General features: G+C 54.1%; 25 protein-coding genes and 1 other annotated feature (1 of these 26 cut by a window edge). Of the genes, 21 read left to right on the top strand and 4 right to left on the bottom strand.

All coding sequences use genetic code 11. From position 1 onward, the window contains the following. Positions 1 to 80, top strand: a binding site (T-box leader) (it extends 141 nt beyond the left edge of the window). A gap of 52 nt (positions 81 to 132) precedes the next feature. Further along, a complete protein-coding gene (locus tag KI809_RS02850; protein ID WP_214169990.1) occupies positions 133 to 1,689 on the top strand; it encodes a 2-isopropylmalate synthase in 1,557 nt (518 codons plus the stop codon). 112 nt (positions 1,690 to 1,801) lie between these two features. Then, the gene (locus KI809_RS02845; RefSeq protein ID WP_246559137.1) at positions 1,802 to 3,442 is read left to right on the top strand and encodes an MXAN_6640 family putative metalloprotease; all 1,641 of its coding nucleotides are present in this window, start codon (positions 1,802 to 1,804) and stop codon (positions 3,440 to 3,442) included. An 89-nt stretch (positions 3,443 to 3,531) separates the two neighbouring features. Here the strand turns inward: KI809_RS02845 and KI809_RS02840 are convergent, their stop codons facing one another. Both KI809_RS02840 and KI809_RS02835 read right to left on the bottom strand, forming a co-directional pair. Beyond that, a complete protein-coding gene (locus KI809_RS02840; RefSeq protein ID WP_214169989.1) occupies positions 3,532 to 3,732 on the bottom strand; it encodes a cold-shock protein in 201 nt (66 codons plus the stop codon). Positions 3,733 to 3,943: 211 nt separating this feature from the next. After that, a complete protein-coding gene (locus tag KI809_RS02835; RefSeq protein WP_214169988.1) occupies positions 3,944 to 4,972 on the bottom strand; it encodes an LOG family protein in 1,029 nt (342 codons plus the stop codon). 195 nt (positions 4,973 to 5,167) lie between these two features. Here KI809_RS02835 and KI809_RS02830 point away from each other — a divergent pair, with 195 nt between their 5' ends. The 6 genes from KI809_RS02830 to KI809_RS02805 all read left to right on the top strand — a co-directional run bounded on the left by KI809_RS02830 (position 5,168) and on the right by KI809_RS02805 (position 11,684). After that, positions 5,168 to 6,451 (top strand): 3-isopropylmalate dehydratase large subunit, encoded by a 1,284-nt coding sequence (locus KI809_RS02830; protein WP_214169987.1) that lies wholly within the window; start codon positions 5,168 to 5,170, stop codon positions 6,449 to 6,451. A gap of 166 nt (positions 6,452 to 6,617) precedes the next feature. Next, the gene (gene leuD / locus KI809_RS02825) at positions 6,618 to 7,145 is read left to right on the top strand and encodes a 3-isopropylmalate dehydratase small subunit (protein WP_214169986.1); all 528 of its coding nucleotides are present in this window, start codon (positions 6,618 to 6,620) and stop codon (positions 7,143 to 7,145) included. Positions 7,146 to 7,360: 215 nt separating this feature from the next. Beyond that, positions 7,361 to 8,872 (top strand): hypothetical protein, encoded by a 1,512-nt coding sequence (locus KI809_RS02820; RefSeq protein WP_214169985.1) that lies wholly within the window; start codon positions 7,361 to 7,363, stop codon positions 8,870 to 8,872. Continuing rightward, positions 8,869 to 9,645, top strand: coding sequence for an MlaE family ABC transporter permease (locus tag KI809_RS02815; protein WP_214169984.1), 777 nt, complete (start codon positions 8,869 to 8,871; stop codon positions 9,643 to 9,645). Before KI809_RS02820 ends, KI809_RS02815 begins: the two co-directional genes overlap by 4 nt. A gap of 31 nt (positions 9,646 to 9,676) precedes the next feature. Further along, positions 9,677 to 10,747 (top strand): MlaD family protein, encoded by a 1,071-nt coding sequence (locus KI809_RS02810; RefSeq protein ID WP_214169983.1) that lies wholly within the window; start codon positions 9,677 to 9,679, stop codon positions 10,745 to 10,747. Between the two features lie 70 nt (positions 10,748 to 10,817). After that, a complete protein-coding gene (locus KI809_RS02805) occupies positions 10,818 to 11,684 on the top strand; it encodes a carotenoid biosynthesis protein (RefSeq protein ID WP_214169982.1) in 867 nt (288 codons plus the stop codon). 1 nt (position 11,685) lies between these two features. Here KI809_RS02805 and KI809_RS02800 read toward each other — a convergent pair whose 3' ends face one another. Next, positions 11,686 to 12,435 (bottom strand): phosphorylase family protein, encoded by a 750-nt coding sequence (locus tag KI809_RS02800; protein ID WP_214169981.1) that lies wholly within the window; start codon positions 12,433 to 12,435, stop codon positions 11,686 to 11,688. Between the two features lie 161 nt (positions 12,436 to 12,596). Between KI809_RS02800 and KI809_RS02795 the strand changes: the two genes are divergently transcribed. From KI809_RS02795 to rsmI, 13 genes are all read left to right on the top strand, one after another. Then, positions 12,597 to 14,171: a CHASE4 domain-containing protein gene (locus KI809_RS02795; RefSeq protein WP_214169980.1), complete on the top strand. Its 1,575-nt coding sequence runs from the start codon at positions 12,597 to 12,599 to the stop codon at positions 14,169 to 14,171. Between the two features lie 146 nt (positions 14,172 to 14,317). Continuing rightward, positions 14,318 to 15,673 (top strand): signal recognition particle protein, encoded by a 1,356-nt coding sequence (gene ffh / locus KI809_RS02790; RefSeq protein ID WP_214169979.1) that lies wholly within the window; start codon positions 14,318 to 14,320, stop codon positions 15,671 to 15,673. A gap of 45 nt (positions 15,674 to 15,718) precedes the next feature. Then, positions 15,719 to 15,988, top strand: a complete 270-nt coding sequence (rpsP, locus tag KI809_RS02785) for a 30S ribosomal protein S16 (RefSeq protein WP_214169978.1) — start codon at positions 15,719 to 15,721, stop codon at positions 15,986 to 15,988. Positions 15,989 to 16,182: 194 nt separating this feature from the next. Then, on the top strand, positions 16,183 to 16,413 hold the full coding sequence (locus KI809_RS02780; RefSeq protein WP_041974007.1) for a KH domain-containing protein: 231 nt from the start codon (positions 16,183 to 16,185) through the stop codon (positions 16,411 to 16,413). Continuing rightward, entirely contained in the window at positions 16,413 to 16,934 is a 522-nt protein-coding gene (gene rimM, locus KI809_RS02775) for a ribosome maturation factor RimM (RefSeq protein WP_214169977.1), read from the top strand. Before KI809_RS02780 ends, rimM begins: the two co-directional genes overlap by 1 nt. Beyond that, positions 16,931 to 17,671: a tRNA (guanosine(37)-N1)-methyltransferase TrmD gene (gene trmD, locus KI809_RS02770; RefSeq protein WP_214169976.1), complete on the top strand. Its 741-nt coding sequence runs from the start codon at positions 16,931 to 16,933 to the stop codon at positions 17,669 to 17,671. Before rimM ends, trmD begins: the two co-directional genes overlap by 4 nt. Then, on the top strand, positions 17,661 to 18,239 hold the full coding sequence (locus tag KI809_RS02765) for an RNA methyltransferase (RefSeq protein WP_214169975.1): 579 nt from the start codon (positions 17,661 to 17,663) through the stop codon (positions 18,237 to 18,239). The genes trmD and KI809_RS02765 overlap by 11 nt, the downstream gene beginning before the upstream one ends. Positions 18,240 to 18,296: 57 nt before the next feature. Next, positions 18,297 to 18,653, top strand: a complete 357-nt coding sequence (rplS, locus tag KI809_RS02760) for a 50S ribosomal protein L19 (RefSeq protein ID WP_041974017.1) — start codon at positions 18,297 to 18,299, stop codon at positions 18,651 to 18,653. Positions 18,654 to 18,699: 46 nt separating this feature from the next. Continuing rightward, complete coding sequence (gene rnhB, locus KI809_RS02755) at positions 18,700 to 19,365, top strand: ribonuclease HII (RefSeq protein WP_214169974.1); 666 nt, start codon at positions 18,700 to 18,702, stop codon at positions 19,363 to 19,365. Further along, positions 19,362 to 19,751, top strand: coding sequence for a YraN family protein (locus KI809_RS02750; protein WP_214169973.1), 390 nt, complete (start codon positions 19,362 to 19,364; stop codon positions 19,749 to 19,751). The genes rnhB and KI809_RS02750 overlap by 4 nt, the downstream gene beginning before the upstream one ends. A gap of 70 nt (positions 19,752 to 19,821) precedes the next feature. Beyond that, on the top strand, positions 19,822 to 20,682 hold the full coding sequence (locus KI809_RS02745; protein WP_214169972.1) for a nitrilase-related carbon-nitrogen hydrolase: 861 nt from the start codon (positions 19,822 to 19,824) through the stop codon (positions 20,680 to 20,682). 10 nt (positions 20,683 to 20,692) lie between these two features. Continuing rightward, positions 20,693 to 21,514, top strand: a complete 822-nt coding sequence (locus tag KI809_RS02740) for an NAD+ synthase (protein ID WP_214170487.1) — start codon at positions 20,693 to 20,695, stop codon at positions 21,512 to 21,514. Between the two features lies 1 nt (position 21,515). After that, positions 21,516 to 22,355, top strand: a complete 840-nt coding sequence (gene rsmI, locus KI809_RS02735) for a 16S rRNA (cytidine(1402)-2'-O)-methyltransferase (protein WP_281416749.1) — start codon at positions 21,516 to 21,518, stop codon at positions 22,353 to 22,355. Between the two features lie 45 nt (positions 22,356 to 22,400). Here the strand turns inward: rsmI and KI809_RS20675 are convergent, their stop codons facing one another. Continuing rightward, entirely contained in the window at positions 22,401 to 24,116 is a 1,716-nt protein-coding gene (locus KI809_RS20675; RefSeq protein ID WP_281416748.1) for a DUF5666 domain-containing protein, read from the bottom strand. Between the last annotated feature and the right edge of the window lie 135 nt (positions 24,117 to 24,251).

The following is a 24,251-nucleotide window of genomic DNA, read 5'->3' as shown; positions in this document are numbered from 1 at the left end:
AAGGATTAATTAAGGCCTGTCGATCTCTGGTCGGTAGGTGAAAAGGGTGGTACCGCGAGGCTCAAGCCTTCGCCCCTTGTTTGGGGCGGAGGCTTTTTTATTTCCGAATGCGGCACGAAAGGAGCGTACAACATGGCAAAAGCTACAAAAAAGGATGATCGCAGGCTGATAAGGATTTTTGATACGACGCTGCGCGACGGTGAGCAGTCACCGGGCAACAGCATGAACATCGAGGAGAAACTCCGTGTTGCCAAACAGCTGCAAAAGCTGAATGTTGACGTGATCGAGGCCGGTTTTCCAATCGCCTCCGAAGGGGATTTCGAGGCGGTCAAAAGGATTGCCCAGACCATCAAAGGGCCTGAGATTGCCGGACTGTGCCGTTCAAGCGACAAGGATATTGACCGGGCATGGGAAGCGCTCAAGCATGCCGGCGAGAAGGGGCGGATCCACACCTTTATCGCGACTTCTGATATCCACATGAAATACAAACTGAAGATGGAGCCGGGCAAGGTCCTTGAGGCAGCGGTTAAGGCAGTCAAGCGCGCTAGTTCTTACACACCCAATGTCGAGTTCTCGTGCGAGGATGCCGTGCGCACTCGCATTGATTTCCTGGCAGAGGTTGTGGAGGCGGTGATCGATGCCGGTGCCACAACCGTCAATATCCCGGATACGGTCGGTTACACGATCCCGTTTGAATACTTCAACATTATCAAACATCTCAAGGACAACGTCCGCAATATTGACAAGGCGGTTATCTCTGTCCACTGCCACAATGACCTTGGTCTTTCCGTGGCAAATTCGATCGCTGCGATCCAGGCCGGCGCAGGGCAGGTTGAATGCACCATCAACGGCATCGGTGAGCGTGCCGGCAACTGTTCGCTGGAAGAATTTGTCATGATCCTCAAGACCAGGGCCGATATCCTGCCGTTCCGGTGCAATGTAGCCACGGAACAGATAACCCCGGCAAGCCGCCTCCTTTCTACCATTACCGGTATTGCTGTCCAGCCCAATAAAGCGGTTGTCGGCGCCAACGCCTTTGCCCACGAGTCTGGAATCCATCAGCACGGGGTGTTGATGGAGAAATCCACCTACGAGATCATGACTCCTGATTCAGTCGGGTTAAAAGCCAATCTCCTCGTCCTTGGCAAGCATTCCGGACGGCACGCCTTCAAGAAGCGCTTGGTAGAACTGGGCCATGACCTGAGTGACGAGGATCTGAACAAGGCCTTCGACAAATTCAAGGCCTTGGCTGACCTTAAGAAAGAGGTTTTCGATGAAGACCTGGAAGCGCTTATTGCCGAAGAAGTGTTGCGACCGGCGGAAAAATACAAGCTGGACCATATCACCGTGACCTGCGGTTCTTTTGCCGTGGCCACAGCGACGGTACAGCTGGAGATTGATGGCTTGCCGGTAAGGACTGCCGAACTTGGCGACGGCCCGGTTGACGCAACCCTGAAGGCGATAAAGAAACTGACCAAAACCAAAGGGAAGCTGCTCCAGTACAATGTCGGTTCCATAACCGGCGGTACCGATGCCCAGGGGGAAGTTACCGTCCGTGTTGCCGACGGCGACAAGACCGTGATGGGCCGCGGCTCATCGACCGATATCATCGAGGCGTCGGCCAAAGCCTATATCAATGCCCTCAACCGTCTTCATTACCAGAAGGGTAAGTTCATCGAGGGGCTGTAATCAATTCTGGTCAACGAGCAGCTTGAAATCTGTACATGGGGGGTGCTTGGGCGCCCCCTTTCTTTTTATCAGGGAGTGGGTATAGGGAGAAATCTGTGGTAGGATATTTCCCATGATGTCTTTCACCTTGAAATTATTGACGGTCCTTATCGTCATGTCGCTTGCAGCGCCGGCTCTCTTTGCTGCCGGTCTGGATGATTACTATCTTGAGCGCTTTGGGGAGAAGCCGGGCCGGTCAACCCCCCTATCCGGCTTGTCAGCGGTGTCGCAAGCTACCGGAGAGCTTCCGCTGGACCGGTGTTACACTCCGGTTTACCATTCCTTGCGCCGTGACTGGCAAAAACTGACCGTCGGTACCCAGCAGGTGCTGGCCAAGTACCTTGCCAAGCCAGCGCTGGCAGATCCAGCTCAGTTTACTTCTTCTGGCGGACGCTTTACGATTCATTATGCTACCAGTGGCCTTGACGCACCGCCATTGACCGATGCCAATGGCAACGGAGTCCCGGACTGGGTTGAGACCGTTGCTGCGGTTTTTGAGACGGTTTATGCGGCTGAGGTGAACAGCCTGCACTACAACCCGGCTCCGACTGCCGGAGGCGTCCCTTATGACGTCTATCTGCAGAATCTTGGCGGCGGCATCGCCAAATATCTAGGATTCACCAATTCTGATATCCCATTCAGTACGGCATCGTATGGCAGTTACATAACTATCGACAACGACTTTGCCGAATTCAACCATGATAAGTATTCAGCACTGGATTATCTGCAGATTACGGCTGCCCACGAGTACCACCACGCCATTCAATACGGCTACAATGCCTATTTCGATCCCTGGTACGCTGAGGCGACCTCTACCTGGATCGAGGACGAGGTCTATGATTCCGTCAACCAGCTCTATGATTATCTTCCGCCATGGTTCCAGAATTTCGGTCTGCCTCTCAATGCAGCGGTAAGCGTTTCAAGCGGCGGCGGTTATGGCCGGTGGCTGTTCAACCGGTATATTGCCGAGACCCGTGGTCTGGACATGGTGCGCACCATCTGGACCAGGCTGGCACAGCGAGGGGCGCCGACCGACGGCAATGATATCCCGATGCTCCCGGTGCTGGAGGAGGTTCTGGGTGATGGGATTGGTACTGAGCTGATCGGCTTTGGCAAGAGGTTGGCCCTGCAGAACTGGGCTAGCCATCAGCATGATATATCGCGTATCTATGCTCACCCTCTGCCGTCACAGACCGGCACATCTCCTCTGCCGCTTTCAGAGTTTCCCGCCCAACCTTATTCCCTGGCATTCTTCAGCTATCCCCTCAATTCTATCGGCGGGGTCGATCTCTCAGCCAAGCCGGCAGAGGTGTTGGCAGACTCGGTATCGACCAGCAACGCCGACATCCTGGTGTTAAGCAATAGCGGCAGTGCAACAGCAACCACAACTGCAACAGGTGGCGGTGGAGGCGGGGGCGGATGTTTCATTGCTACCGCAGCTTATGGCAGCTATATGCACCCCAAGGTAATGGTTTTAAGGGATTTCCGGGATCGCTGGTTGCTGACCAATCTGCCGGGAAAGTGGCTGGTAAGCCTCTACTACCGGGTAAGCCCGCCTCTGGCGGCAGTCATATCCCGTCACCAGTGGCTAGCCAAGGGGTGCCGGGCACTGCTCGCTCCTCTGGTTGTCACTGTTGAGCACCCGGAGAGCGTTGCTCCCTTGCTGCTGGGGTTGCTGGCGTGGACACTGATCCGCGGGCGGATTACATCCTGACGTTTGAAGAACACAGTTGAATTCAAAAAAATGAAGGCCCTGCCGGATATCGCGACAGGGCCTTCATGTTGTGCGTCAAGCGGTTAATTTTAGGCTTTGCGTACGTTGGATGCCTGGAGCCCTTTTGGTCCGTTGATGACATCAAAGGTCACTGCCTGGCCTTCTGCCAGCGACTTGAACCCTTCGCCCTGGATTGCGGAAAAGTGAACAAATACATCCTCGCCGTTGTCCTGCTCGATGAAACCGAATCCCTTTGCGTCGTTGAACCATTTTACCTTGCCCTGTGCCATTTTCTGCTTCCTCCTTGTGTTGCTCCGGTTCTTGTTGCCGGATGTTTGGGGGTGACCGCAGTTGCCGGAGTCTTCTGACAGGGAAGAGCAAGGTCCAACGGGGATCTTCGCATTTCCTGGTTCTGCAAAAACGTCCGAAACCTACTGCAGCGTAAAACTAGCATGTGAGAAATAATAGTGTCAAGATTTTTGGTTTTAATTTCCAGTTTTGTCAAAATGTGTTGATTCTCCCGATAAAGGCGATCAGCAGACCATAATGCTGGTGGTCAAAACGGAACGCAATGCGGGGGAGGTTGAGCAGGTCTGGTTCGTCGGATTCTTCAGGAAAAGGCAGACAGCGATTGATGACCGTTCCTGGGTGCCTAATCTCCGGAAACTCGCTAGAGAGAGTTTCGATCTGGTCATCCGACAGTTCCTTGGTTAGTCTTACAACGAGTATTCCGTCCACAAACCGAAGCGAGTGATAGTTATGATAGAACCCCTCAATGACACTTATCGCATCTTCTACAGACTGGCTGATCGAGAAAATAGAAAAATCCTCGGCCGAAATCAGCCCTCTGCCCAACATCGAGGCTTTTACAAATTCAAAAAAGCGGTCCCAGTAACCACTGTCGTCGTCAATCAATACGAGCGGTTTCGGCGCTGTTTTCCCGGTCTGGATCAGGGTGAACACTTCCATGGCCTCATCCAGGGTGCCGAACCCCCCGGGGAAAACGGCAATGGCATCAGCCTCTTTGACAAATGCCACTTTCCTGTTGAAAAAGTATTTGTAGGTAATAAGACGGGGATTCTGGGCCATGACCGGGTTGGGGGACTGTTCAAAAGGGAGGCGGATATTGACGGCAAATGAGTTCTCGCTGCCGGCGCCCAGGTTGCCGGCCTGCATGATGCCGCCCCCGCCGCCGGTAATGGTCATGAATCCTCGCCTGACTAGCTCTCGGCTGAATTCGACGCATTTTTGATAAATCGGCTCACTCGGCTCGGTTCTGGCGGACCCGAAGATGGTCACCTTCTTCTTGCGCCGGTAGGGCGCGAAGACCTTGTTGGTGTAGCGCATCTCCTTCATGGTGTTGTTGAGCATCTTGAGGTCTGCCAAGTAATCGGTCTCCTGGCCGGCTTTAAGTGCTGAGATGATCATCTCCCTGACATATTCCGGGTGATGGATCCCTTCGGCTTTTTGAATAAGATCAAGGATTGCCTGATCAAGCTCGCCGTTGGACTTTGTAAAACTAAGTTCCATAGATGATGTTGTCTCCTTGGTCTTTGAATATGGGGGAGTATACCACCTACCTTATACACAGGCAAATGTGATGCGGGTTTAAAGAATAAAATACCGTTGATTTGCCCGTGCTGTTTGGGTTAGAGTATGGCCGGTTTCCAATTTGTTATTTGAAACTGAATAGTTTGTGAGTCTCATCTCGAAAGGATTGTTATCATGGGCAAGACAACAGCGGAAAAAATATTTGCCAGTCACCTGGTTGACGAACCGTTTGCCGGCACCAAGGTGCTGAAGCTTGATGTGGTGATGTGCCACGAGATCACCACTCCCATTGCCATCGCCGATCTTATGGCCCGTGGCAAAGACCGGGTTTTCAGCGCCTCAAACATCAAGGCAGTGGTTGATCATGTTACCCCGAGCAAGGACACCAAGACCGCCACCCAGGCCAAGATCCTGCGCGACTGGGCGCGGAGACATAATATCAAGGACTTTTTCGACATTGGCGCCAACGGCGTCTGCCACGCCCTGTTCCCGGAAAAAGGGTTTATCCGTCCTGGGTACACTGTAATCATGGGCGATTCTCACACCTGCACCCATGGCGCATTCGGTGCCTTTGCCGCTGGGGTAGGGACCACTGACCTGGAAGTGGGTATTCTGAAAGGCGTTTGCGCTTTCCGTGAACCGAAAACCATCCGCTTCAACCTGAACGGCACGCTGCCGAAAGGGGTCTATGCCAAGGACGCCATCCTCCATGTTATCGGGCTTATCGGCGTCAACGGCGCAACGGACAGGGTCATGGAGTTCCGCGGACCGGTCGTTGACGCTATGACCATGGAGTCTCGCATGACCCTGTGCAACATGGCTATAGAAGCCGGAGGCACTTCGGGGATCTGCATGCCGGACATGGTCACGGTTGATTTCCTCTGGCCGTTCATAAAAGACGAATATGCCTCCAAGGAGGCGGCACTGGCCGCTTTCAAGGAGTGGTGCTCAGACGACGACGCTGTTTACGATCAGGTCTTAAATATCGATCTGTCAAACCTGGAGCCGACCATCACCTTCGGCTACAAGCCGGACCAGGTAAAGCCTGTCAGCGAGATTGCCGGAGAGGCTGTTGATCAGGTTTACATCGGGTCTTGTACCAACGGGCGTCTTGAGGACCTGCGTATCGCGGCTCAGATTCTTAAAGGGAAGAAAATTGCTCCAAATGTCCGGGGGATTTTGTCCCCTGCCACCCCGCATATTTATCAGGAGGCGATGAAAGAGGGGCTGATCGATATCTTCATGGATGCCGGTTTCTGTGTCACCAATCCGACCTGTGGCGCCTGCCTGGGGATGAGCAACGGAGTCCTTGCCGATGGCGAGGTCTGCGCCTCCACTACCAACCGCAACTTCATGGGTCGGATGGGTAAGGGAGGGATGGTGCATCTGATGTCTCCGGCAACCAGCGCGGCTACGGCTATCGAAGGAAAAATCGCAGACCCTAGGAAGTATTTATAAGGGACAAGGCTTTTTCGCAATCGCGGTGTTGCCCATCGTGATTGCTTGTGCGACGTACAAAATGTACGCCTCCGCGCAATCTCTTGGGCGCCTGGCGCTTATCGAAAAAACCACGCTTCAGAGAAATTTTGCTGATATTGACTAATATTATCAAGGAGATCTACACATGAAAACATTTGGCGGGCCGGTTCTGTTTCTTGACCGCGCAGACATAAATACCGATGAGATCATCCCGGCGAAATATCTGACCGAGATCACCAAGGAAGACCTCAAGCCTTATATCCTCGAAGATCTGAAGCTCCCCGGTTTCGATCCCAAGGGGCCGAAGACCAAAGCTGCTCGGGTCATTGTCAGCCGGGGCAATTTCGGCTGCGGTTCTTCCCGCGAGCATGCGCCCTGGGTGTTTGAGGTCAATGGCATCACTGCGGTCATCGCCGAGTCATTTGCGCGGATCTTCCGCCAGAACATGTTTAACTGCGGCATGGCTGCCATTGAACTGCCAAAGGCGGATCTTGACCAGATCTTCTCCCACAGCAACGACGATGATGCCGCCATGACCCTGGACATCGAGGCCCAGACCCTGACCATGAGCGGCGGTGGCAAACAGAAAACCTTTAAATTCGAGATTTCTCAGTTTGACAAGGCCCTGGTGCTGGCCGGCGGCTGGGTGGATTACGCCGACAAGAAATACTGACAGTAGTGCAGAAAGTCTTGCTGCTCTGTTGAAAAACGGCAGAATTAATTATTGTCTCGGGCGGGGGCTTTTTGTCTTCCGCCCTGTTTTTTTTAATGATATACGGTATACGTTATGATCTGACGCCGGTCGTTATTGAATAAAGCTTTTTAGTTGACGATGATTGAAGGCGCGGCATAATATTCATGCGCCAATGGCTGTGGCATGGGGAGTGGATGACGCGATTAATTATTGCAATCATAATGCTGGGGAGTCTGACCCTGCTGTCAATGCCTGCTTTTGGTGCTGAGGCGGATGAGGCAGCTGCTGAAGGCACTATATTCACCCTGTGGCCGTTGATAGACTACCGGGAGAGCCCGAAGGAGCAGTTCAGCAATCTGGGGATACTGGGGCCACTCATAAAGGTGCAGACCAATAAGGGCGACCGGATTGTTGCTTTCAGGCCGCTCTTTCATAACAGCTCCAATGAAAAGCAGGGGACCTCGGTTACCGAGTACCTGTATCCTTTGGCGACTACCGAGACAACGCCGGAAGTCTCCCGGTTCCAACTGCTGAAACTGGTACAGAATAACAGCTTCCGCAAGGATGAAGCCGATGGCGGGGAAAAGGACAAGATGTTCTTCCCGTTCTACATCAGCGGCAATTCGAAAAAATATGGTCCATACACCTCGCTGTTCCCGATTTACGGGGACATCTATGAGCGATTCTGGAAAGACGAATATCATTTCTTGCTGTTCCCGCTCTATGGCAGCACGGTGAAAAAAGGGACAACCTCGCGCAACTATCTCTACCCGATTTTCAATACGTTGACAGGGGAGAAGGAGTCGGGGTTCCAGGTATGGCCTTTATATGGTCAGGCTGCGAAAGAGGCGGTTTACAACAAGCGGTTCATCCTCTGGCCGTTCTATATTCGGGAAAACAAGGGGCTTGATACCGCTAACCCGACGGAAAAGCTCTTTCTGTTCCCGTTGTACACGGCAACGGATTCGCCGGACAGGACGGAGCGAGGTTTTCTCTGGCCCTTCTTCGGCTATAGCGAGGACCGCAAGCAAAATCAGAGCGGCAAGGACTATTTCTGGCCGTTTATCTGGACAGTGCGCGGCGAGAACCGCACGGTTGACAGCTTCCTGCCGTTTTACTTTAACGAGCAGAAGAAAGAGAGCAGCAAGAGCTGGTATCTCTGGCCCCTGTACCGGAATGATACCCTTACTACCGAAACCTTCAGCCGCGACCGCGACCGGGTGCTCTATTTCCTTTATTCGGACAGCCTGGAGCGCTGGGTCAAAGATGGTTCCGAGCGAAGGCGCACTGCTTTATGGCCGCTCTTTGTCTATAAACGTGACAACCGCGGGGTAAAGACCTTTTCCTTCCCGGCTCCAGTCGAGCCGGTGCTGGATCGGGATGAGATTGAGCAGAACTGGGCGCCATTATGGCGAATTTACCAGCAGAAATGGACCGACAGCGGCGAGTCGGTGGTATCTTTCCTTTGGAGCCTTTACTGGCATGAGATTCGGGAAGATGCCGTTTCGTATGAATTCTATCCGCTGTTGTCTTATCGCGGCCAGCCTCGTACCACGGAGACCAGTGTCTTGAAGGGGCTGTTTCGCTACCGCAATGTCTCGGGAGAAAAGAGCCTGAAGCTGTTATGGCTCCCTTTCGGGTTCAGTTGGGGTGAGAAATTGCCGGGAAAAGGCACTGCTGCAAATAAACCCGGAGGTGGGTTGTGAACAGGCTGCTGGATGCTATCGGCCGAAGGCTGATCTATTTCCAGGAGATTCTCGGCGAGACCCTGATTCTGCTGGGGCAGACCCTGTATTTTTTCCGGGAGGCCCATCGCAACCTCCAGAGCATTCTGGTGCAGATAACGATCATCGGCTACGATACCCTGCCGGTTGCGGCAGTTATGGCCTTTTTCGTGGGGATGGTTCTGGCCCTCAATACCGGTGTCGAGCTGAACAAATACGGGAGCCAGGGGATAATCGGCGCCATTGTCGGTCATTCCATGGTGCGGGAACTGGGGCCGGTAATGACGAGTTTTCTGGTGGCCGGACGGGCCGGTTCGGCCATGGCTGCTGAGATAGGGGTAATGAAGGTCTACGAGGAGATCGATGCCCTCCGGACTCTCGACATAAATCCGGTGCGTTACCTGGCAATGCCTCGCATGATTGCCTGTCTGCTCTGTGTCCCGGCCCTAACCATCTTTGTCGATTTCATCGGCATCATCGGCGGTGCGGTGATCAGCGATCTGCATCCCAAGATATTCGTTTCTTATTCGATCTATTATGACAGCCTCACTGCTGCCCTGAAACTTCGCGAGATCGCCAATGGCCTGGTGAAGTCGGTGGTATTCGGGGGGATCATAGCTTTGGTATGCTGTTACGTCGGCTTTAAGACCTCAGGAGGGGCACGCGGGATCGGGCGGTCTACAACCAGGTCCGTGGTGTTGTCGTTCATGATGGTTCTGGTCGCTGATTATTTTCTGACACGCATATTGATGTAAGCAATAGCACCATAGAGGGAGAGTGAAAGTCATGGCAATGACAATTGAAAGAAAGGTCGGACTCTTCTTTGTTATATCGATCGTCGTGCTTGGCGTCATGATCGAGACAGGTGAGCGCTGGAACCCGTTAAAAAAGAAGGTCCCTTACAAGACTTTTCTGGGGAGCGTCACCGGTCTCAAGGTCGGTGATCCGGTCAAGCTGGTCGGCGTCGATGTCGGCAAGATCAAGCGGGTAGCGGTTCTGATGGACAAGGTTCAAATCGATTTTGAAGTTGAACCCGGAACCCGCATCAAGACTGATAGCGTTGCCGGGCTCAGGCTCACCAACCTGCTTGGCGGCCAGTTCCTCGGACTTTCGCTGGGGTCTCCCAATGCCCCGCTGCTCGAACCTGGCGGCACGGTCATCGGCAAGGACGTTGCCAATATTGATATTATCGTCGATAACGTCAGTGATCTCACCAAGGATGCCAAAATTCTGATCACGGAATTGAACAAGAACCAGAATGAGGTAATGCACAAGATTGCCGCTATTCTGGATGACAATCGAGGGAACCTCAGAAGCAGTATTGCCAATCTCAACAGTATTACCGAAAAGTTCGACCGGGGGGATGGCTCGCTGGCGCTTTTGCTGAACGACAAGGCGCTTTATAACAACGCCAATGAGGCCATTGTCAGCATCAAGAGTGTGACCGGCAAGATTGATAAGGGTGAGGGGACCATCGGCAAGCTGGTCAATGACGATGCCCTCTACACTGATGCCAGAAGCGCGATCACCAGCCTGAAAGATGGCGTTAATGAAATGACCGGCGGTTTCAAGGAGATCAAAGAGGTTGCCGGCAAGATCAATCGCGGCGAAGGCACTTTGGGCAAACTGGTTAACGAAGAGGTTCTTTACTCAGACCTCAAAGACGCCTCACGCAATATCAAGGATATAACCGACAAGATCAACCGTGGCGAGGGGACCATCGGCAAGCTGGTCAACGAAGACAAGCTTTACAAGGATGCTACGGCTACCTTGAAGAAGACGGAGAAGGCGATGGAGGGGCTGGGGGATTCGGGGCCGATATCGGTACTTGGTTCGATCGTCGGCACCTTGTTTTAGAACGCGCCACTTATCGACATTATTGGTTTTTGATGGCGCTTCGGCGCCATCACCATTTTGGAGGGGATGAATGGAAGAAGTCCTTAAAATAGCAGTCGGCACCTTTACCATGCGGCCATATGTGTTTGCCTTTTTTGCCGCCTATCTACTTGCCGCCGTGCCACATCTCGGCTGGAAAAAGGTTGGATTGGTCACTGTTGCCGGTTATCTGATCGCCTTTGCTTCGGAGTACTCGTCCATAAACAACGGCTTCCCTTATGGCTGGTACTATTACATCGACACCACCAAGGATCGGGAGCTGTGGATTGCCGGGGTGCCGTTCTTCGATTCCCTCTCGTATGTGTTCCTTGCCTACTGCAGCTACGCCACCGCTCTTTTCATCATCTCCCCCTTGCGAGGATGGCGCTGGAATCTTGTTACCCTGGAAACCCGCTCTATACGCCGTTCTTTTGCCGCTCTGTTCCTCGGCTCACTCCTCCAGGTCTTCCTTGACATCATCATCGACCCGGTGGCGCTTCAGGGGAGCCGCTGGTTTCTTGGCCAGATCTATGGCTATAAAGAGGCGGGGGTGCATTACGGGGTGCCGCTGTCGAATTATCTGGGATGGTGGCTGGTCGGGTTTGTCATGATCCTGGCCATGCAGATCATCGACAGGACAGTCGGGAGAAACGTTGAACAGGTGAAAGGGGTTGCCAATCTGCCGTTTCGTTCGTTGGTCGGCCCGATTCTCTATTTATCTGTCATCATATTCAATCTTACCGTTACCTTGTTGATTGGCGAACAGCGGATGGCGCTCACCGGAATTTTTACCTACATACTTCCGGTTGCCATTGTGGTGACCCTGGCTTTCCGCCGTATCAACCGCTACTCCAAGGAAGAGCTGGCCGATCATTTGCGGGATTTCCCATTGTCGGCAGCCGGCAGGCGTAAGGGGTAGTTCAGGGAGTCGGCACAAGCAGGCCGGCAACGGCCATCGCCAATTTTCTCCCGGCTTGTTTGGTATTGCCGGCCAGCCTGATCAACTGCGGAATAATCCATGGTTTTTTTGCCAGAGTCAGCATCACCCGCCATTTTTGCAGATTCAGATCCTTGTCGCAGAACTCGTCCAGGCTGAAGCCCAACTCATCGTCAAAGCCGTCGCTGATTGCCCGGAGTGCCAGCAACGGAATCTTTTCTTTGTTTGCTACTTGTGCAACCGCAGCTGTTTCCATCTCCACGACCGCTTGGGCAATCCCGGCCGGAAGACGCCCGGCAATTTCCTTTTTCGCAGTTATCGTGCGAGTGGTGACGAAAGATCCTTGGTGGATGAGGCAGCCACACTTTTCTTGCATGTCAGTATGCCGGCGGCTCAAGTCATTACTCAGACCCGACTGCTCACTGAACAGCCTGCCGTGCATGAACAGCAGCCGGTCTGCCATGACAATATCGCCAACGCACAGTGCAGAGGTAAGCGAGCCAGCAAAGCCGAAATTCACGATCAGCTCCGGTTTCTCGATATCAATGAGGAGCCGGGTGGCGGTTGCCGCGTTGTCCGGCCCCATCCCTGATTCAACGAGACAGATAGACTCGCTCTTACCGAGCCACCACACGTGGCGCTTTCCAATGACTTCCATCCGCGATGGTTTCACAATACGGAGCAGCGGTTGAATCTCTTCCTGCATGGCAGCAATCAGCCCTAAGCGTTGCACGATACCTCCCCCTCGAACCTTTTGCGCTACTCTAGCAGACCGGCTCAGCAACAGCAATCCTTGTGGCAATCGCCAGACAATTTGGTCTACTCCCCTTAAGGACAGCTCATTTTTGTCGATAATAATATTATTATACTTGAAAGCAACAAGCAGGAGATTACATGACTCTGCGACTGAAGGCATTTTTGTTGATTGTGCTGGTTTTGTCTGCACTGGCAGCAGTGCTCTATAAGGGTGCCGACACTGTTCTGAGCAGCAGCTTCAGCAGATTGGAACAGAAGGAGGCGCAGGAAAGCCTGCTCAGGGTTAAGAATATCATTCAGGGCGATCTCGTGGTGCTGGGGAGCCAGGTGGGTGACTGGGCATCTTGGGACGATGCCTATGACTTTGTGGCCAACGGCAACCAGCAGTTTATTAATAAGAACATCCTGACTGCCAGTTTTGTCGAGATAAAAACGAACCTTATCCTGTTTGTTAATAATTCCGGAAGCATTGTTTACGAGGGGTGGTTCGACCGCAAGACAAACCAGATCTCCGGAGGCAAGGTGAGCATGCACCGGCATCTGGGGCCGGAAAGCAGGCTTCTGAATCTCAGCTATCCCTCTAGTAGCGTCACCGGCATTATTAATCTCCCTGAAGGGCCGTTCATGGTGGCGGCTCGCCCTATCGTCACAACCAAAAGAGATGCACCGATCCGTGGCACGTTGATCATGGGCCGTTTCATCGACAATCTGGAGATTGATCGCCTTGCAAAAGACGCCAGGCTCTTGTTCAACGTATACCGCGTTGGCGATCCATATTTGACCCCGGAATTGGCAGCAGTGCAGAGCGATCTGGCAGTAAAGGGTGCCCCGCTCGTAAAGATAACGGGGGAGCATGACCTTGCGGTTTATGATTACCTGAACGACCTGTATGGCAAGCCCTCATTTATTGTCAAAGTGATTGTTCCCAGGCAGGTCATGGCAGAGGGGGAAAAGGCTGTTGGCTCTTACAAGCTTGTGATCGGGGTAGCAGTGGCGGTTTCAGTGTTATTGCTTGGGTTGCTGATGTCGCTATTTTGCTTCTCGCGGGTGCTGACCCTGGAAAAAAAATCGGTTCTGGCCTGGAACAGGGGAGAACTGGGTGATGATCTGCATCTGAGTTCTGATGATGAATGCGGGCGAATAGCTGCCACAATAAATGAGATGCTCAAATCTCTAAGGCTTTTTCATCAGGAGGCCGGAAACCAGGACAAAGAGCTGTACCGGCGTTTCTTTGAAGATGCCCCTGGCGGTTTTTATGTGATTGATGCCGATGGGATGCTGGTAAAGTGCAACGCTGCTTTTGCCCGTGCCCTCGGCTTTGATACCGTTGATGCTGCAATCTCTGCTAAGAATATCCAGCTCTTTCCGGATGATGCTGACCGGAGAAGTTCGCTGTTCGCCTCTTTGTCCCCTGGAAAGCAGCTGGTGGGCAAGGAGGTGGATTTTTCATGCCGCTTTGACAAGCGGCTGCCGACAGTCCAGAATCTTGCCGGGATTTTCACTCCTGATGGCAGACTGCTGCAGATTGAGGGGAGTTTGCTCTCGTCTAGTGACCCTGTTGATCCTCCGCGGGAAGAGGTGGCGGAGGTCGCTGCTGCAGAAGACCCTGATTCGCTGGACCTCAATGATTCTGAAAACGCAGTGCTGGTCGAGCCTGAAGAGATCTCAGAGTCTGAGGAAACGGCGGAAAGCCCCGATAACCTGAAGCCTTAAAGACTGCCCTGTCGCAATTCCCTGCTTTAAAATTAGCTTGACATGTCAGGAGTTATTCGCCTATATTCAATCCCTTACGAGTGGGCTATCTGCGTCCGGAGTCCGGCCAATGGCGGATTCAGGGCTCAAAGCCGCATGGAGTCTGAATGTTTGAGAATCTTTCTGATAAACTGGAATTAGTCTTCAAAAAACTCCGCGGTCAGGGAGTGATGACTGAAGATAATATCAAGGATGCCCTGCGCGAGGTGCGCCTGGTTCTTCTTGAGGCAGATGTCAACTTTAAGGTTGTTAAGGAATTTGTCGAGAAGGTTCGAGTTCGCGCGGTTGGGACACAGGTTCTGCAGAGTCTCTCGCCCGGCCAGCAGGTAGTCAAGATCGTTCATGACGAGCTTGTTTCACTTATGGGCGGTGACGAGGATAATAGTCTCGATCTGGCAGCCAAGCCACCGGTGGCCATCATGATGGTCGGGCTTCAGGGGGCCGGCAAGACTACTTCCTGCGGCAAGCTGGCGCGCCATCTCAAGAGTCAGCGGCGCAATCCGCTCCTGGTTCCGGCAGATGTCTACCGGCCGGCAGCTATTGAGCAGCTGCAGACCCTCGGCCGGCAGCTGGGGATTGAGACCTACGCTTCGAAGAGTGATCAGGATCCGGTAGTTATCTGCCGTGATGCTGTTAAATACGCAGAACTGAACGGTTTTGATACCGTTATTCTCGATACTGCCGGGCGTCATCAGATCGATGATTTCCTGATGAGTGAGCTGGTCAGGATCAGGGACGAGATCGATCCGCGCGAAATCCTGTTTGTCGCCGATGCCATGACCGGCCAGGAAGCGGTTAATGTTGCCTCCGGTTTCAATGAGCGGCTGGCAATATCAGGGGTCGTGCTTACCAAGCTGGACGGTGATGCAAAAGGGGGGGCTGCTCTCTCCATAAAAGCGGTTTGCGGCAAACCGGTAAAGTTTGTCGGCTTGGGTGAAAAACTTGATGCCCTTGAGGTCTTTCATGCCGATCGCCTGGTGTCCAGGATCCTGGGCATGGGCGATGTTCTGACCCTGGTGGAAAAGGCCCAGTCAGTTTTCGATGAGAAAGAGGCGGCTCGCCTTCAGCAGAAGTTCAAGAAAAACCAGTTTGACCTGGAGGATTTCAAGAATCAGCTCCAGCAGATCAAGAAGATGGGATCGCTTGACTCGATCATGGGGATGATCCCCGGTATGGGCAAAATGATGAAACAGCTTGGCGATGCCCAACCGAGCGAGCGCGAGATGAAGCGGGTGGAGGCTATCATTGACTCCATGACCAGAGATGAGCGGGCCAACCACACCATAATCAATGGCAGTCGCCGGTTGCGCATTGCCAAAGGTAGCGGGACAACGGTTCAGGAAGTAAACCAGCTCCTCAAGCGCTTCACAGAAGCCCAGAAAGTTATGAAACAATTGCAGAAACTCGGTCCGAAAGGGCTGATGAGGGGTATGGGCGGCATGCGCAATATGCTCCCGTTTTAACCGATAATTACACATCGACACAAAGTCGACATCAGGAGGAAAGAAATGGCAGTAAAGATCAGATTGGCCCGTGGCGGCGCAAAGAAGAAACCTTTTTACCAGATTGTCGTCACTGACGAGCGTTGCAGGAGAGATGGCCGCTTTATCGAGAACGTCGGCACCTACGATCCTAATCAGAATCCTGCAGCTGTAAAAATAGAAGAAGACCGCGCGCTTGAGTGGCTCAATAACGGCGCACAGCCTACCAATACTGTTAAGCAGATGCTGAAGACAACCGGTATCTGGGCTAAGTTTGCCGCCAAGCAGGCAGCATAAGGACAGTATCAGCAGGGTTATATGGTCTGATCATACGAAGGTGCTTCACATGGATGCGAAGAGGCGAGGAAGAGGCGACTTAGGCGCGTGCTCAAATTGCGTTTTAGGTCTTGGTTATGCCAACAACGTAAACTTTTGACAGCAGCTTTTTGTCCCGGCCAGCCGGAAATTCCACACCCACAGAGGAAACCGACATGAGACAGCTCGTAGAGACCATCGCGAAGGCACTTGTTGACGATCCAAACCAGGTCAGAACCAGCGAAGAGTTTGAGGAAGATACGCTGGTCATCAAGCTGACGGTTGCCAAGGAAGATATGGGGCGGATCATCGGCAAGGAAGGCCGGACTGCCAAGGCTGTCAGGACCCTTCTCAATGCTGTTTCCACAAAGGACAACAAGAAGGCCATCCTAAAGATTGTCGAGTAATGGAGTTGTCTGACGATCTGATTCTTCTGGGGAAGGTGTCCGGAACCCATGGAATCAGGGGCGAGTTGCGGATTTACTGTTATTCCGGTGATTACGGCACTCTGATGGGGCTTCGCACGCTTCAATTACGCGGTGCGACCGGCGATGTGCTCAACGCAGAGATGGATTCTGCAAGGCTCCATGGCGGCAAGGCAATAGTTAAGCTGAAACGGTTTGACAGCATTAACGATGTGTCGCATCTGGTAGGCCGTGAACTGGTGATTCATCGAGACCAGTTGCCTGAGACCGACGAAGGCGAGTATTACTGGCACGACCTGATCGGGCTGACGGTTGTTACCGATGATGGCCTTGAGCTTGGGACTCTCTCGGAGATATTCGATACCGGCAGCAATGATGTTTATGTTGTCCGGAACGGAAAGCGGGAGTATCTGATCCCTGCGCTTGTAGATGTGGTAAGGGAGATTGACCTGACTAGCCGCATTATGAAGGTCACCCCCCTTGAAGGATTGCTTGATCTATGAAATTTGATGTGCTGACGCTCTTCCCTGACATGGTTGCCGGACCGCTGAACGATAGCATAATCGGCAGGGGAATTGAGCGCGGGCTGATTGAGTTGAATCTCTGGAATATTCGCGATTATGCCGTTGACCGCCATCGTACTGTCGATGATTCGCCCTATGGCGGTGGCGCCGGTATGGTCATGAAGGTCGAACCGCTTTACTCCTGTATCGAGACGGTCAAGGCCAAGCGTCCAGAAGCAAGAGTTATTCTGACTTCTCCCCGCGGGGTTCCATTCAGCCAGGAAATGGCCAAGGAACTTGCCGGATTGACGGAACTGATTATTGTCTGCGGCCGTTATGAAGGGATTGATGAAAGGGTCACCGAGCTCTGTATCGACCAGGAGGTCTCGATCGGCGATTTTGTCCTGACCGGTGGCGAGCTGGCTGCCATGGTCATTGTGGACGCTGTCGGCCGCCTGCTGCCAGGGGTACTCGGCTGTGATGATTCATCAGTGGAAGAATCGTTCTCCGATGGTCTTCTGGAATATCCGCAGTATACCCGGCCTCCTGAATTCCATGGGTTGAAGGTGCCTGAAGTACTGTTATCCGGGAATCATCAGGAAATTGCCAAGTGGCGCCGTCAGCAGGCCATTCTTCGGACTGTGGCCGCCCGGCCGGAACTGCTTGCCAATGCCCAGCTTACTCCGGCAGAACGCACGCTGGTTGCCCATGCCTTGGAGATGCGGCATGAGCACTGAAAACAGCCCTGCGGCACGGGTGGCTGTAGCGCTGCTTCATCATCCGGTTTATGATAAGCACCGGCAGGTGGTGACAACAGCTGTCACCAATCTGGATCTGCATGACATAGCGCGGGCAGCGAAGACTTTCGGCTTGTGTCGTTACTTTGTCGTTACCCCGGTCGCAGATCAACAGGCGCTTGCCGAGCGAATTCGCGTGCATTGGCTCGGTGGGTGGGGCGCTGGCTACAACCCCAGGCGTAAAGAGGCACTGGAGTTGCTTCGGGTGCTTTCCGGGCTTGAAGATGCCATTGCCGAAATGACCGAGACTTTTGGTACACGGCCACTGCTGGTAGTAACCGGAGCCAAGGGGCGGCTCAACTCGGTAACTGCCCAAGAGTTGCGGGCGAAAATCGAAAGTTCCGCAGTCCCCATGCTGATCCTTTTTGGGACGGGGTGGGGGATGACAGAAGAGGTTTTTGATCAGGCAGATTTCGTACTGGAACCGATCAGCGGCAACAGTGAATATAATCATCTTTCAGTTAGGTCGGCAGTATCGATTTACCTAGACCGGCTTTTCGGAAGATGAAACTGAACAACAACCGGATACCAAATCAGAACTATTAATAGAGGAGGAAGTACTGAGATGAACAGAATCGATTACATGGAAATGGAACAGATGAAAAAGAACGTGGTCCCCTTCAAGCCGGGCGACACGGTCAAGGTGCAGGTCAAGATTGTTGAAGGTGACAAGAGCCGTATCCAGGCTTTTCAGGGAGTCGTAATCTGCCGTCAGAACGGTGGCATTCGTGAGTCTTTCACCGTACGGAAGATCTCCAACGGTGTTGGTGTTGAGAGGGTGTTCCCGATCCACTCCCCGTCGATCGAGGCGATCGAAGTAGTGACCCGCGGCCAGGTTCGTCGCGCCAAGCTTTACTATCTGCGCAAACTCCGCGGCAAGGCTGCCAGGATTCGCGAAAAGAAATACGTTGCAGGTCAATAGGCTACGATAAGCCCCGGTCACCGGGGCTTTTTCTTTTGGAGTCCGGATGAATCTCGAACTCTTCGCGACAACTGGAGCTGAACGAGACCTCTTCGCCTTTGAAGCCAGGGCGCGCAACAGGGGATTCCTGCAGATTGCCGGAATTGACGAGGCTGGCCGAGGCCCGCTGGCCGGGCCGGTGGTTGCTGCTGCCGTCATCCTGCCGCACGGGCTGGTTATCCCGGGGCTTGATGACTCTAAAAAGCTGACCCCACAGAAGCGTGAAACCCTCATCGAACAGATTAATGCCAAGGCGCTTGCCGTGGCTGTCGGCATCGCCGATCATTCCCTGATCGACCGGATCAACATCCTGCAGGCCACGCTCAGCGCCATGCTACAGGCCGTCTCAAACCTGCAGTTACCCCCAGATTATCTCCTGATCGACGGCATCAGTAAAATCCAGACGAAAATTCCGCAGCAGACCGTCAAAAAAGGCGATTCCCTCTCTGCCTCCATTGCTGCCGCCTCTATTGTGGCCAAAGTAACCCGGGACCGGCTGATGGACGATTTCGATCGTTGCTATCCGGGATACGGCTTCTCCGGCCATAAAGGGTATGGCTGTGCAGCGCATCTCGCCGCTATTGCCGAGCTTGGGCCGTGTGAAATCCACCGGAAAACCTTCCGCGGGGTCAGGGAGCACCTGGACCGTGGGCCGGCAGGGTGTGCTCCATGAAACCGGTAGAGATAAAGACCGGAGCCAACCAAATGCTCGGCAGTCGGGGCGAAGATCTGGCTGCCGCCTTTCTGGAGAAGCAAGGCTATGCGATCCTGGAGCGTAACTACCGGTGCAAGGGTGGTGAGGTCGATATCATCTCCCGTGACGGTAAAATCTTGGTCTTTGTCGAGGTCAAGACTCGTAGAACCGCATCCTATGGTGTGCCGCAGCTTAGCGTTACCCCGTTCAAGCAACGACAGATCATGAAAGCAGCGCTTACCTGGCTTGCCAGCCATCGAAAACTTGAAGCACCGGCACGGTTCGATGTCATCGCCATTACCATCCAGAGTGACAGAGAGCCGGTTTTTGACCATATCAAGAATGCCTTTGACCTGAATTATTGATCTCCCTTTCGTTGCAAAGCCGCTGCTACTGTGTTACCGTTACCGCACAAATTCCAAGGAGTTCCGACTTATGGAGTTCACCGTTGCCCTGGCCCAGATCAGGCCGAAATTAGGCTGTTTATCCGACAACCTGGCAATCATCGAAGCGTCTGTTACTCAGGCGATCGAGAGTGGCGCCGATCTCGTTATCTTTCCAGAACTATCCCTGACTGGCTATTTCCTGAAGGACCTGGTACCGGAAGTGGCGTTGCGCATCGATTCCCCGGAGATCGCCAAGCTCAGGGTCCTTTCGCGCCGGATCAGCATTGCCGTGGGGTTTGTCGAGGAGTCAGCGGACTATAGGTTTTTCAACAGCGCCATTTATCTCGAAGATGGTGAGATCAGGCACCGGCACCGCAAGGTCTACCTGCCAACTTACGGCCTGTTCGACGAGCAACGCTACCTCGCCTGCGGGGACCGTTTCCGCGCCTTTGACACTCGCTTTGGCCGGTTCGGCATGCTGGTCTGCGAGGATATGTGGCACCTTTCCGCCAGCTATACCCTGGCCATGGATGGTGCCACCACCATCCTCTGTCTCTCCAGCAGTCCCGGACGAGGGGTTGCGTCCGATGACGGTCTCGGCTCTGCTCAGGCCTGGCAGCGTCTGACCTCCACCACTGCCATGTTCCTTTCTTGTCGGGTGCTGTTCTGCAACCGGGTCGGCTATGAGGACGGGGTGAACTTCTGGGGCGGGTCGGAGATCGTCAGGCCAGGGGGCGACAGCACGGTTCGAGCGAAACTGCTCGAAGAAGAACTGATAACTGCGCGGGTTGACGATGGCGAGCTGCGGCGGGAGCGGATCTTTGCGCCGCTGTTGCGCGACGAAAATCTTGAGCTGACCATTCGCGAACTGCGGCGGATCGAAGAGGAACGGAGGAGCGCTCATGTCTGATGCAACTCAGGTGACAGGGCTTTCCATAAATGCCGCATTGGTGCGCCGGATCCTGGTCGGCTTTCTGGCTGAGGAGGTGCACAAGGTCGGCTTGAAGAGGGCAGTCCTTGGGCTTTCCGGGGGGATCGACTCCGCGTTGGTGGCGTATCTTGCTGCCGAAGCGCTCGGGCCGGAGAATGTCCAGGCCATCATCATGCCTTACAAGCAGAGCAACCCGGAGAGCGAGGCCCATGCGCGGCTGGTGGCGGAGCAACTCGGCATCGAGCATTGCGTCATTGGTATCACGCCGATGGTGGACGCCTATTTCGAAATGTTCCCGGATGCCGATTCCATGCGGCGTGGCAACAAGATGGCCCGCGAGCGGATGACCATTTTGTTCGACCACTCGGCAGCACGGGGCGCCTTGGTGCTCGGTACCAGCAACAAGACCGAGCTGCTGCTGGGCTATGGAACCCTCTACGGCGACATGGCGAGCGCCCTGAACCCGATCGGCGATCTCTACAAGACCCAGATCTGGCAGCTCTCCGAAGAGATGGGCGTGCCGCGCGAGGTGATAGACAAGAAGCCTTCGGCTGATCTCTGGGCTGGTCAGACCGACGAGCAGGAGTTGGGGTTCACCTACAAGGCGGTTGACGAACTGCTTTATCAGATGGTGGACCTGCGCAAGAGCCGCTCTGAATTGCTGGCTGCCGGCTTCGAGGCCGCTTTCATCGATAAGATCTACGCCAAGGTGCAGAACTCCCACTTCAAACGCCGCCTGCCGGTTATCGCCAAGGTGTCCAATAGAACCATTGACCGCGATTTCAGATATTCCCGCGACTGGGGCAAGTAAGTTGTCATCGGGCACCTTGTATATCGTTGCCACACCGATCGGCAACCTGGAGGACATGACCTTTCGCGCGGTCAGGATCCTGAAAGAGGTTGACCTGATCGCCGCCGAGGACACCCGCCACAGCCGCAAGCTGCTGAGCCACTTTGGGATTGCCACCTCGCTTACTGCCTATCATGACCACAACGAAACACTCAAGACCCCGTATCTGATTGAAAAACTCAAGGCCGGTCAGTCAATAGCCATTGTCACCGATGCCGGAACCCCGTGCATTGCCGATCCCGGCTACCGGATTATCCGGGCCGCCGCTGCTGAAGGGATCACGGTGGTGCCGATACCAGGGGCATCGGCCACCATGGCGGCGCTATCCGCCTCGGGCCTACCGACCGACGAGTTCACCTTTGCCGGCTTTCTACCCGCAAAATCGGGCAAGCGCAAGGAGCGACTGAGGGAACTTCTTGCGGAGCATCGGCTGCTGGTATTCTATGAGGCACCGCACCGCTTGACCGCTACTCTGGCTGATATGGCCGAGATCTTCGGTCCGCGCGAAGCTATTGTCTGCCGGGAGCTGACCAAGATCTACGAGGAGTTCAACCGGGGACTGCTCCCCGAGCTGGTCCAACATTACGCCGAGACCCCGGCTCGGGGTGAGGTGGTGCTGCTGGTAGCCCCAGGCGAAGCAGCGGACGAGGAACCGGTGGATATTGAGGGAATGTTGCGGGGCCTGCTGGTTGACGGGGCCACGGTCAAGGATGCGGTGCGGCAGGTAGCCGAAGCCAGCCACCAGCCCCGGAGCGTGGTTTATGATCTGGCGCTCCGGTTGAAAGAAGAGGGGAAGAGCTGAATAGAAGAGGGGCCTGCTTGCGCAGGCCCTTTTAATTTGCAGGAACTACTTGAGAAACGCCTTGAGGTCAGCGATCTGGGTGGCCGACAAGGTTATGCTCTTGTGGCCGGCAGCGCCGGCGGTTGGGAATTTCGAGCTGACCAGGGTGCTCTTGCCGGTCAGGTTCATGATCGAAGTGCCGGTAAGGGTGTGGCAACCACTGCAGTTGCTGTTGAATACCGTCTGCCCTGCAGTTGCCGAAGGAACCGGTGTTGGCGTTGGGGTAGGAGTCGGCGTCGGTGTTGGGGTCGGAACCGGCGTCGGTGCTGGCGCGGCCTGCGTATTCAGGTAGGCTGCCAGATCGGCAATCTGGGTCGCCGACAGGGTGATGCCGCTGTGACCGGCTGTCCCGGCAGTCGGGAATTTCAGGCTGACCTTGGCGCCTTTAGCTGCCAGGTTCATGATGGTGGTGCCGGTCAGGGTATGGCAACCACCGCAATTTGCTGTGTATACTGTCTGCCCTGCTGTTGCCGAAGGAGTTGGGGTCGGCGTAGGGGTTGGTGTGGGAGTAGGGGTTGGCGCAGGAGTCTGGTTATTCAAATAGGCGGCAAGATCTGCGATCTGGGTTGCCGACAGAGTTTTACCGTTATGTCCGGCCTGGCCGGCGGTCGGGTATTTCGAGCTGACCATGGCCCCTTTAGCGGTAAGGTTCATGACAGAGGTGCCGGTCAAGGTGTGACAGCCGCTGCAATTTGCCGTGAACACTGCCTGGCCGGCAGTTGCTGAAGGTGTCGGGGTTGGGGCAGGAGTTGTGCCGGTACCGTGGCTTATTACTTTGATTTCCGAGGCAATGAGGACACCGTTGACGAGTTTTCCTTCCACTTCCACCCGGTCGTTTATCGACAGTCCGGAGATGTTCAGATTAGCGGCATTCACGGTGATATTGCCAATGGTGAAGGCTTTGTCTTCGAGAGAGAGGTTTGCCACTATGCCTTCGATCTCGGCATGATCGATATCTTCAACCTCACGCGATTTCAACTCCACTTTTGCTGCGGTGAACGGGCCGTCTGCAGTTGCTATGGTTCCATGAACCTTAACCAGCGATCCTACTCCGATGCGTGGGTTTAGAGGCAGCACGCTGGTAATGGTCATCCCGCCGATGGTCAGGTTCTGTCCAGTTAACTGGGTTACCGTGCCGATAAGCTTTACCGGGGTCTGGTTGGCATTGAACGGGTTGTTCTTGCGCTCGATCCTGGTGGCCAGAATTGCACCATTGGCGTCGCTATAACCGCTGACTACCACCAGGTCGTTCCTGGAAAGATCTCCCAAATTGCTGAATCTTTTAAATACCGTGGTTACGGATACTGTGACGGTCTGGCCGAGGACTACCAGTGAGCCGTTATTCTCGTTTACTGATGCCACCGGTCCCTTGATCAGGTGGTCGCAATCGACTTCAAGCGCTTTTTTAGCGCTGCCCTGTCCGTCATGGCTCTTGACGGTTACTACCATGCCCACATCCAGATTGTCGTCGTCATCGTCTTTGTTGATTCTACTGCCGTCCAGGTCATATTCGGCGCCGTTGATATGGATGGTTGCGCCGCTTTGGGCTGCTCCGGCAATGGCGATCTCTTTACCGCTGGAGCTGCCGCCGGTTGCCGTGATTACTCCGGTAGCGACACCTGAAGCTGCCGGGGTGCCGCTGCCTGACCCCCCCCCACATGCGGATAGTGCTGCGATGCTGACCATGAGCGCCATGGCGCTGCAAATAGTTTTTAAATTCATTGTTTCCTCCAAGGTTAATGCTGTTGATGCGATCAGTCGATGTTAGTTGTCAGAGTAAATCTGCAAATTGCCGGTTAATAAAAGTTTGGGTTCTGTTGATCACCCCCTTTTTTAACCCCGGCAAAAAAAAGAGCC

Origin of the sequence: Geoanaerobacter pelophilus (assembly GCF_018476885.1) — a bacterium.
Lineage (GTDB): Bacteria > Desulfobacterota > Desulfuromonadia > Geobacterales > DSM-12255 > Geoanaerobacter > Geoanaerobacter pelophilus.
The sequence above is the reverse complement of the archived record's forward strand: the minus strand, read 5'-3'. Positions and strand labels throughout refer to the sequence as shown.

Bases quoted from the DNA above. Each gene is read 5' to 3' on its own strand.
- KI809_RS02850 (WP_214169990.1), top strand. From the start codon at position 133: ATGGCAAAAGCTACAAAAAAGGATGATCGCAGGCTGATAAGGATTTTT.
- KI809_RS02845 (WP_246559137.1), top strand. From the start codon at position 1,802: ATGATGTCTTTCACCTTGAAATTATTGACGGTCCTTATCGTCATGTCG.
- KI809_RS02840 (WP_214169989.1), bottom strand. From the start codon at position 3,732: ATGGCACAGGGCAAGGTAAAATGGTTCAACGACGCAAAGGGATTCGGT.
- KI809_RS02835 (WP_214169988.1), bottom strand. From the start codon at position 4,972: ATGGAACTTAGTTTTACAAAGTCCAACGGCGAGCTTGATCAGGCAATC.
- KI809_RS02830 (WP_214169987.1), top strand. From the start codon at position 5,168: ATGGGCAAGACAACAGCGGAAAAAATATTTGCCAGTCACCTGGTTGAC.
- leuD (WP_214169986.1), top strand. From the start codon at position 6,618: ATGAAAACATTTGGCGGGCCGGTTCTGTTTCTTGACCGCGCAGACATA.
- KI809_RS02820 (WP_214169985.1), top strand. From the start codon at position 7,361: ATGACGCGATTAATTATTGCAATCATAATGCTGGGGAGTCTGACCCTG.
- KI809_RS02810 (WP_214169983.1), top strand. From the start codon at position 9,677: ATGGCAATGACAATTGAAAGAAAGGTCGGACTCTTCTTTGTTATATCG.
- KI809_RS02805 (WP_214169982.1), top strand. From the start codon at position 10,818: ATGGAAGAAGTCCTTAAAATAGCAGTCGGCACCTTTACCATGCGGCCA.
- KI809_RS02795 (WP_214169980.1), top strand. From the start codon at position 12,597: ATGACTCTGCGACTGAAGGCATTTTTGTTGATTGTGCTGGTTTTGTCT.
- ffh (WP_214169979.1), top strand. From the start codon at position 14,318: ATGTTTGAGAATCTTTCTGATAAACTGGAATTAGTCTTCAAAAAACTC.
- rpsP (WP_214169978.1), top strand. From the start codon at position 15,719: ATGGCAGTAAAGATCAGATTGGCCCGTGGCGGCGCAAAGAAGAAACCT.
- KI809_RS02780 (WP_041974007.1), top strand. From the start codon at position 16,183: ATGAGACAGCTCGTAGAGACCATCGCGAAGGCACTTGTTGACGATCCA.
- rimM (WP_214169977.1), top strand. From the start codon at position 16,413: ATGGAGTTGTCTGACGATCTGATTCTTCTGGGGAAGGTGTCCGGAACC.
- trmD (WP_214169976.1), top strand. From the start codon at position 16,931: ATGAAATTTGATGTGCTGACGCTCTTCCCTGACATGGTTGCCGGACCG.
- KI809_RS02765 (WP_214169975.1), top strand. From the start codon at position 17,661: ATGAGCACTGAAAACAGCCCTGCGGCACGGGTGGCTGTAGCGCTGCTT.
- rplS (WP_041974017.1), top strand. From the start codon at position 18,297: ATGAACAGAATCGATTACATGGAAATGGAACAGATGAAAAAGAACGTG.
- rnhB (WP_214169974.1), top strand. From the start codon at position 18,700: ATGAATCTCGAACTCTTCGCGACAACTGGAGCTGAACGAGACCTCTTC.
- KI809_RS02750 (WP_214169973.1), top strand. From the start codon at position 19,362: ATGAAACCGGTAGAGATAAAGACCGGAGCCAACCAAATGCTCGGCAGT.
- KI809_RS02745 (WP_214169972.1), top strand. From the start codon at position 19,822: ATGGAGTTCACCGTTGCCCTGGCCCAGATCAGGCCGAAATTAGGCTGT.
- KI809_RS20675 (WP_281416748.1), bottom strand. From the start codon at position 24,116: ATGAATTTAAAAACTATTTGCAGCGCCATGGCGCTCATGGTCAGCATC.